The following is a 7,330-nucleotide window of genomic DNA, read 5'->3' as shown; positions in this document are numbered from 1 at the left end:
CCGACGCTGTGACGGGGACCGACGCTGTGACGGAGACCGACGCTGTGGCGGGGACCGACCTCACGGTGTCGGAGGATCAGACTTCGGACCCTGCCGGGACGGCACCCGAGATTCCCCTCGCCGAGCGGGTCGAAGCGATCCTCTTCATCGTGGATGAGCCGATCGGCCTCGTCGCGTTGGCTGCCGCCGTCGGGTCGCCGGTGCCAGCGGTACGTCAGACGCTCGAGATGCTCGTCGAGGACTACGACGGGCGGGGCGCGGGACCACGGCGCGGCTTCGAGCTGCGCGAGGTGGGCGGCGGGTGGCGACTGTACGTCCGCGAAGATCTCGATGCCATGGTGGCCGAGTTCGTCGGAGGGCAGGCCCCGGCGCGACTGTCGCAGGCCGCGCTCGAGACATTGGCGGTCATCGCCTACAAGCAGCCGGTGACGCGCAGCCAGGTCGCGTCCATCCGCGCGGTGAACGTCGATTCTGTCGTGCGCACGCTGCTCGCCCGCGGGCTGATCACGGAGCTGTTCGCGGATTCCGAGACCGGCGCGATCAACTACGGCACGTCCGACGCGCTTCTGCAGCACCTGGGCATCAACTCGCTCGACGAGCTGCCCCCGATCTCCCCGCTGCTCGATGACGGTGCAGACGGCTTCGACGAAGGGACCATCCGATGACAGGCTTCGACGCCTCGACAGACTCCGAGGCCGCGCCCGAGGGCGTGCGCTTGCAGAAGGTGCTCGCCGCGGCAGGCGTGGCCTCCCGCCGCGTGGTGGAGCAGTACATCGCCGAGGGCCGCATCCGCGTCAACGGCATCGTCGTGTCCGAGCAGGGGCGACGGATCGACCCCGAGCGCGACCTCGTCGACGTGGACGGTACCGCGATCCAGCTCGACGTCTCCAAGCGCTACGTCATGCTCAACAAGCCGACCGGCGTGGTGAGCAGCATGAAGGACGAGAGCGGCCGCCCCGACCTGCGTCGCTTCACCGAGAAGTACGAGGAGCGCCTCTACAACGTCGGCCGCCTCGATGCCGAGACGAGCGGTCTGCTGATCCTCACGAACGACGGCGCGCTCGCCCACGTGCTGGCCCACCCGTCTTTCGGCGTGACGAAGGTGTACATCGCGAAGGTCGAGGGCACAGTGCTGCCGCAGACGATCTCGAAGCTGACGAAGGGCATCGAGCTGGAGGACGGACCGATCGCCGCCGACAAGGCACGGCTGTTGGACACCTCCCGCGAGGAGAGCCTGGTGGAGCTGACGCTGCACTCCGGTCGCAACCGCATCGTGCGACGCATGCTCGCGGCGGTGGGCCACCCCGTCACCGAACTGGTCCGCCGGCAGTTCGGTCCGCTCCACCTGGGAACCCTCCCGGCCGGGAAGACGCGGGAACTGAGTAAAATCGAACTCGGCGCGCTTTTGACCCTGTCGCGCCGTGATTCCGGTGTCGCCGAGGCGCCAGGCGAGCAGGAGAACGAATGACCGATACGACGAGTGCGCCCACGGGGCGGAGAGCGGGCGTCGTCGCGCCGCGCCTCTCCGGTACCGTCCGCATCGTCGGCGCCGGACTCCTCGGCGCGAGCATCGGCCACGCCCTCCGCGCGAAGGGGGTAGATGTCGTCCTGACCGATGCCTCGCCCGCCCAACTGCGTCTCGCCGTCGACTACGGCGCCGGAAGGATCTCGAACGAGGACGATCAGCCGTCCCTGGTCGTTGTCGCGGTGCCGCCGGATGTCACTGCCGACGTGATCCAGGCCGAACTCGAACGGTTCCCAGAGGCCGTCGTCACCGACGTCGCGAGCGTGAAGCTCGAGCCTTTCCGTGCACTCCAGGCGCGCGGTGTCGACCTCACCCGCTACATCGGCTCTCACCCGCTCGCCGGTCGTGAGCGCGGGGGCGCGATCTCAGCGCGTGCCGACCTCTTCATCGGGCGCCCCTGGGTGGTGTGCCGTGATGAGGAGACGAGAGCCTCCGACCTCGCCCTCGTCGAGGCCCTCGCGCTCGACGTCGGAGCGACGCCCCTCGAGATGACTCCGGAGGAGCACGATCGTTCGGTCGCGCTGACCTCGCACGTGCCCCAGGTGGTCGCGAGCCTGCTCGCCGGTCGCCTCGCCGAAGCGGAAGAGGGGGCGCTCCGCCTTGCAGGCCAGGGCGTCCGCGACACCACACGCATCGCGGCATCCGCCCCCGAGCTCTGGGTGCAGATCCTCGGGGCGAACGCGGCACCCGTGGTCGAGATCCTCGATGCGCTGGCCTCCGACCTCGGCGAGATCTCCGATGCCCTGCGTGCGCCGAGCGCTCCGGGGGCCCGCCGCATCGTCGCCGAGACCATCCGGCAGGGAAACGACGGCGTCGAACGGCTCCCCGGCAAGCACGGACAGAATCAGCGTTTCGAAACCCTCGTCGTGATGGTCGACGACACCGCGGGTCAGCTCGGCCGGCTGTTCGGAGAGCTCGGCGAGCTCGGTGTGAACGTCGAGGACCTCCGCCTCGAGCATTCGCCCGGCGCGCAGTTCGGCCTCGCCGAGATCAGCGTCGATCCCGCGGCGCTGCATGGCGCGATCACCGGGCTGCAGGAACGTGGATGGCGCATCGCTGGGAGCACGAATGACTGATATCTCGACCTCTGCTGCGGACGCTTCGGTGACCGACGCGCACAAGTTCATCGCGATCGACGGGCCGGCCGGATCGGGCAAGTCCAGCGTTTCGAAGGCCGTCGCCCGCGCACTCGGTTTCGGCTACCTCGACACCGGCTCCGCCTACCGCGCACTCGCCTGGCATGTGCTCGATCGGGGCGCCGACACCGAAGACCCTGAGGCCGTGCGCGCTGCGGCGGCAGACTTCCCTCTGACGCTGGGGCTCGACCCCGACGAGCGGACGGTGCTCGTCGGCGACGTCGAGGTCACCGAGGCCATCCGAGACCCGAGGGTCTCCGGCGCGGTGAGCGGCGTGGCGCGCGTGCCCGAGGTTCGCGCGCAGGTCAACGAGCTGTTCCGCCGTCTGGTGTCGGAGTCGTCGTACCCCGCCGTCGTGGTGGAGGGCCGTGACATCACGACCGTGGTCGCCCCCGACGCTCCGGTGCGGATCCTTCTCACCGCAGCTCCCGAGGTACGGGCTGCACGACGTGCCGGTGAACTCGCCGGCGAGAACGCGGCTGCTGTCGCCGCGGCGCTGCACAAGCGTGACGCCTCAGACAGCGCCGTCGTCGACTTCCTGAACGCCGCAGAAGGCGTCGAGGTCGTCGATTCGACGGAACTCGATTTCCCCCAGACCATCGACGCCGTCCTCACGGTGATCGAACGAATCCAAGGAGCACACCGTGGCTGACGACGAATACGAAGGCGGCCCCGACCAGCTCGCCGAGAAGATGGACCAGCTCGACGAGCATCTCGCCGAGCAGCGCGCGGAGACGCTGCGCGCCGGCCTCTCCGACTACGAGCTGGACGATGAGGACGCGGAACTCCTCGCGGGCATCACGCTCGGCGAAGACGGCATCCACTACAGCCCGGCTCTTCCCGTGGTGGCGATCGTCGGACGACCGAACGTGGGCAAGTCCGCGTTGGTCAACCGCATCCTCGGCCGCCGCGAAGCCGTGGTCGAGGACACCCCCGGTGTCACCCGTGACCGCGTGACGTACAAGGCGGAGTGGGCCGACCGTCGCTTCTCGCTCGTCGACACCGGCGGGTGGGAGCCCGACGCACGCGGCATCGACCGTTCGGTCGCGATGCAGGCCGAGGTCGCGATCGACCTCGCCGACATGGTGCTGTTCGTCGTCGACGCGATGGTGGGGGCGACGTCGACCGACGAGCACGTCGTGAAGCTGCTGCGCAAGAGCGGCAAGCCGGTGTTCCTCGTCGCCAACAAGATCGATGACGCCCGCCAGGAGCCGGAGACCGCAGCGCTGTGGAGCCTGGGCCTCGGCGAGCCCTGGCCCGTGTCGGCGATCCACGGACGCGGCGTCGCCGACCTGCTGGATGCTGTGCTCAAGGAGCTTCCCGAGGTCTCGGCCGTCGCGAAGCAGGAGATCGGCGGACCGCGCCGCGTGGCCATCCTCGGTCGTCCGAACGTGGGCAAGTCGTCACTGCTGAACAAGGCGGCAGGCGAGGAGCGCGTGGTCGTCAACGATCTGGCCGGCACCACCCGTGACCCGGTGGACGAGGTCGTGGAACTCGGCGGGAAGATGTGGCGTCTGGTCGACACCGCCGGTATTCGTCGTCGCGTGCACATGGCGCAGGGGGCCGACTTCTACGCCTCGCTGCGCACTTCGGCCGCGCTGGAGAAGGCCGAGGTCGCCGTCGTCGTGCTCGACGTCTCGGAGTCGATCAGTGAGCAGGACGTACGCATCATCGATCTCGTGCTGGAGTCGGGCCGCGCGCTCGTGCTCGCCTTCAACAAGTGGGACCGTCTGAACGACGACGATCTCGAGAACGCCGACCGCCGTCGCTACCTCGAGCGTGAGATCGAGCAGGATCTGGCGCACGTCGCCTGGGCCCCGCGGGTGAACATCTCGGCGAAGACCGGGCGTCACCTCGACAAGCTCGTGCCCGCGCTGGAGACGGCCCTGGAGAACTGGGACCGTCGTATTCCGACGGGCAAGTTCAACGCGTTCCTCGCAGAACTCGTGGCGGAGCACCCGCACCCGCTGCGCGGTGGCAAGCAGCCGCGCATCCTGTTCGGCACCCAGGCGTCGACGCGCCCGCCGACGTTCGTGCTGTTCACGACCGGTTTCCTCGACCCCGGGTACCGCCGGTTCATCCAGCGGCGTCTGCGCGAGCTCTACTCGTTCGAGGGCACGCCGATCGTGATCAACATGCGCGTGCGCGAGAAGCGTCAGCGCTGATCTGTTCCGGCGCATGTCGCGCCGTGGTGCTGTGACCCCGATGCTGTGAAAGGCTGAAGGGGTGACTGTCGTACCTCCTGCTTTCGGTGAACCGCGTCGCCCCGAGGGGCCGCGGAACCCCGGCGATGCCTGGGTGATCGCGGAGTCGGGGGAGAAGTACTGGGGGCGCTTCGGTGCTGCCGGGCTTCTCGCCTGTGACCCCGCACGTGGCATCCTGCTGCAGCATCGTGTCGCGTGGAGTCACTTCGGTGGAACCTGGGGCTTGCCGGGCGGCGCACTCCACGAGGGGGAGAGCGCGATCGCGGGAGCGATCCGTGAGGCCCAGGAAGAGGCGGGCGTGCCGGACGGTGCCGTGCGCGCCCGGTTCACGAGCGTTCTCGATCTGGGTATCTGGTCGTACACGACCGTCGTCGCCGATGTCGGTGAGCCTTTCGAGCCGGTGATCAGCGACCCCGAGAGCGTCGCGCTCGAGTGGGTGCCGGTCGATCAGGTGTCGTCACGACCGTTGCACCCCGGTTTCGGTTCGTCGTGGCCGGCGTTGCTCGAACTGCTCGACGTGCGACCGGCGATCGTGGTGGATGCCGCGAATGTCGTCGGCTCGGTCCCTGATGGGTGGTGGAAAGACCGTGCGGGCGCCGCAGCTCGTCTTCGTTCGCGTCTGGAGGGACTGGCGGTCCCCGCGCACGCGCTGGAACTCGCAGGCGATGAGTGGTTCCCCGACGTGTCGATGGTGGTCGAGGGGCAGGCGCGAGGTATCGAAGACCGAGCCGGCACGGTCTCGGTGATCCGCGCGGAAGCCGCGGGTGATGACGCGATCGTCGCCGAGGTCGAGCGCCGTGTCGCGATGCAGCAGCTGGTCGTGACCGTCACGAGCGACAGGGGCCTCCGCGATCGCGCCGAGAGCGCCGGAGCCGCGCACATCCGTTCGGCCGGATGGTTGCTCGATCTCTTCGCGGCCAACGGCTGACTTTCGCCCCAAGCCCCGCGCGCTGGGGTCCTGCGCGCTGTTCCTAGCGCGCCGTGGTCCTAGCGCGGGTCCTGCGCGCTGTGGTCCTGACGTCGTGATTCAGACGAACATCACGCGTCGGGGCGGCGGGTCGGCATAGTCGCGGCCTAGCGGACTGTGCCACGTGATGCTGCCGTCCTTCTCCTGCTGAGCGGTCCAGCGATGCGAATCGGGAATGTCCGGATGCTTGAGCGTGTGGTGGCCCCGGCAGAAGTGGCCGAGGTTGTCGAGCCTGGTCTTCCCTCCCTTCGCATGATCGTGGTTGTGGTCGATCTCGCTGCGGTGCGCCGGCATGCGGCACCCCGGGAAGCGGCAGTGTCGGTCACGCGCGCGCAGGAACCGTCGCATCCCCTCGGTCGGCGTATAGGTGTCTGTCTCGACCACCATGCCTGTCTGGTCGAGGAACAGACGGGTCCAGCCGGTGTTGCGCCCCGCCAGCTCCCGGACGATGTCGGGGCTCAGGGGGCCGAGTCCGTCGAGCTCGGCAGGGCGGTCGTCGACGCCGGCGAGTGTGGTCGCCGCGACGGTCACCTGAATGCGGGCCTGGATGCCGTCGAGGGCGTCGCCGTGTGCGGTGCTCGGATCTGCGGTCAGGAGCAGGTCCGAGAACAGGTCCGCCTCGGTCTGCTTCCATGTTCGGGTGTCGGCCGGGAAGTGCGTCACTTCGGGATCTGTCGCGAACGTGTCACCATCAGCACCGCGGATCACGCCACCATCGACGAAGTCGACCGATGGGGCGGCGGGGGGAGGCTCATCGAGCGGAGGCTCATCGAGGTGCTCAGCCGCGTCGTGGAACCACCGGGGTGGGGGCAGGATCTCGCGGGTGTCTCGAGCCCGTACGACTTCGCGCGTCATCCGGTTGAGTCGGTCGGAGATCGCGGTGGCGATCCACTCGGGGAGCACCGCGGTGAGAAGTGCCAGGCCGTCGTCGAGTGCTCTCACCGTCACACATCGTTCTTCTGCAGCGCGGCGGTGCCTCTCCACGAGCGTCTCGCCGACGAGGGCAGCCGCGACCTGGCGTACATGGGCGCGTGTGCGTGCGGCCGTGTCGCGTTCGGCGACGACGAGCGCCGCGGCTTCGAAGAGTTCCATGACCGCGGGATCGGCCTTCCTGTTGCGGATCGCTTCGGCGACGACCGCGCAGGCCCTGGAGATCTCTCGCACATGTCCGACGCTGATCATGCCGTCGGCGAATGCGGCACGGACGGCCGGGAGATGGGTGTGAAGGGCGTGGGCATCGGCGAAGGCGAACTCCATCGAGCCTTTCGACACGTGTCCGGCAGCGGAGAACTCCGCGATCATCGAGCGATGGATCGCCTCGCGATGAAAAGGGCTCGCGGAGACATCGGCGTCGAGGATGGCGATCTGCTCCGTCAGCAGGTCTGCGGCCTCGGCTTCGAGTGCGGCGATCCGACGTCTCGTGTCGACCCACGCGTCCAAGACGCGCCGTCGTTGCTCGAGATCGAGGTCGAGATCAGTCGAGAGTGGCATACCTCCA

General features: G+C 68.7%; 7 protein-coding genes. 6 read left to right on the top strand and 1 reads right to left on the bottom strand.

Annotated elements, in window-relative coordinates:
* Window positions 1–65: 65 nt before the first annotated feature.
* From scpB to DW307_RS14640, 6 genes are all read left to right on the top strand, one after another.
* Window positions 66–665, top strand: a complete 600-nt coding sequence (scpB, locus tag DW307_RS14665) for an SMC-Scp complex subunit ScpB (protein WP_051667819.1) — start codon at window positions 66–68, stop codon at window positions 663–665.
* On the top strand, window positions 662–1,468 hold the full coding sequence (locus DW307_RS14660; protein WP_021199277.1) for a pseudouridine synthase: 807 nt from the start codon (window positions 662–664) through the stop codon (window positions 1,466–1,468). Before scpB ends, DW307_RS14660 begins: the two co-directional genes overlap by 4 nt.
* Window positions 1,465–2,601, top strand: coding sequence for a prephenate dehydrogenase (locus DW307_RS14655; RefSeq protein ID WP_029264873.1), 1,137 nt, complete (start codon window positions 1,465–1,467; stop codon window positions 2,599–2,601). The genes DW307_RS14660 and DW307_RS14655 overlap by 4 nt, the downstream gene beginning before the upstream one ends.
* The gene (cmk, locus tag DW307_RS14650) at window positions 2,594–3,313 is read left to right on the top strand and encodes a (d)CMP kinase (RefSeq protein WP_021199279.1); all 720 of its coding nucleotides are present in this window, start codon (window positions 2,594–2,596) and stop codon (window positions 3,311–3,313) included. The genes DW307_RS14655 and cmk overlap by 8 nt, the downstream gene beginning before the upstream one ends.
* A gap of 40 nt (window positions 3,314–3,353) precedes the next feature.
* Complete coding sequence (der, locus tag DW307_RS14645) at window positions 3,354–4,826, top strand: ribosome biogenesis GTPase Der (RefSeq protein ID WP_240750678.1); 1,473 nt, start codon at window positions 3,354–3,356, stop codon at window positions 4,824–4,826.
* A 61-nt stretch (window positions 4,827–4,887) separates the two neighbouring features.
* Window positions 4,888–5,793 (top strand): NUDIX hydrolase, encoded by a 906-nt coding sequence (locus DW307_RS14640; protein WP_136025059.1) that lies wholly within the window; start codon window positions 4,888–4,890, stop codon window positions 5,791–5,793.
* 99 nt (window positions 5,794–5,892) lie between these two features.
* On the opposite strand, the gene DW307_RS14635 is transcribed toward DW307_RS14640, so the two are convergent.
* Entirely contained in the window at window positions 5,893–7,323 is a 1,431-nt protein-coding gene (locus tag DW307_RS14635) for an HNH endonuclease signature motif containing protein (protein ID WP_136025058.1), read from the bottom strand.
* Between the last annotated feature and the right edge of the window lie 7 nt (window positions 7,324–7,330).

The sequence above is a fragment of the Microbacterium sp. K27 genome, assembly GCF_004794435.1.
Taxonomy (GTDB): domain Bacteria; phylum Actinomycetota; class Actinomycetes; order Actinomycetales; family Microbacteriaceae; genus Microbacterium; species Microbacterium maritypicum_A.
Note: the sequence above shows the minus strand (reverse complement) of the source record. Positions and strands in the feature narration are given on the sequence as shown.